Origin of the sequence: Brevundimonas denitrificans (assembly GCF_030160755.1) — a bacterium.
Classification (GTDB): domain Bacteria; phylum Pseudomonadota; class Alphaproteobacteria; order Caulobacterales; family Caulobacteraceae; genus Brevundimonas; species Brevundimonas denitrificans.
Window position 1 is genome coordinate 1 of sequence record NZ_BSOY01000148.1, and the last position, 984, is coordinate 984.

The window sequence follows — 984 nt, forward strand, 5'->3', positions numbered from 1 at the left end:
GTGGGTGTAGGATATTTGAGAGGATCTGTCCCTAGTACGAGAGGACCGGGATGGACATACCTCTGGTGGACCTGTTGTCGCGCCAGCGGCACAGCAGGGTAGCTATGTATGGAATAGATAACCGCTGAAAGCATCTAAGCGGGAAGCCCCCCTCAAAACCAGATATCCCTTGAGAGACGTGGAAGACCACCACGTTGATAGGCTGGAGGTGGAAGAGTGGTAACACTTGGAGCTGACCAGTACTAATATCTCGATTGTGTTTGTTCTTACACTTCAAACCATACACAGTAGTCAATGCAGACACTTAACGATGTATTCTAATCCGGTCTTCGCCGGCCTGGTGGCTATGGCGGGAGGCCCGCACCCGATCCCATCCCGAACTCGGTCGTGAAAACTCCCTGCGCCGATGGTACTTTGTCTTAAGGCACGGAAGAGTAGGTCGCTGCCAGGCCTGCGAAGCCCGGATTCCTCTTCACCGTTAAATAATAAAACGCCCTTAAGGGCGTTTTTTAACGTCAAAAATAACACCCAAAAACAAAACCCCTCAAAAATACAACCGCGGGATGGAGCAGCCCGGTAGCTCGTCAGGCTCATAACCTGAAGGTCGCAGGTTCAAATCCTGCTCCCGCACCCAAAACAAAAAGCCTCGCTACAAAGCGGGGCTTTTTTTATGCCCAAAGAACATCCCAAAACATTACAGAAAACGTAAAGATTTACGCTGACAGTTAGAAAAGCACTGCTGCTTGCCATAATAATAACGAATATAGTTAAAATTTACGGGTTTTTACGATTTGAGGCCGGCGGTGCGAGCATGATCTGTCGAGGGAATGCTCAGGCTCGTTTCAGTTTTTGCAGGGTGTTCTTTCTCTGGTCATGTCAGGGCCACGCCGCAAATGTTTTGGGGGGGAGTTGCTCCTGCTTTTTGGTTCTGAATTGACCGGGGGAAAGGCCCATATGCTTTCGAAAGAAGCGGTTGAAGTAGGC

General features: G+C 49.7%; 1 tRNA gene and 2 rRNA genes. All 3 read left to right on the top strand.

The features are described 5' to 3' along the window. Positions 1-267 (top strand): 23S ribosomal RNA (locus tag QQJ79_RS15390); the annotation flags it as partial. A 69-nt stretch (positions 268-336) separates the two neighbouring features. After that, positions 337-451 (top strand): 5S ribosomal RNA (gene rrf / locus QQJ79_RS15395). Between the two features lie 106 nt (positions 452-557). Further along, positions 558-634 (top strand) — tRNA-Met (locus QQJ79_RS15400). Positions 635-984 lie beyond the last annotated feature (350 nt).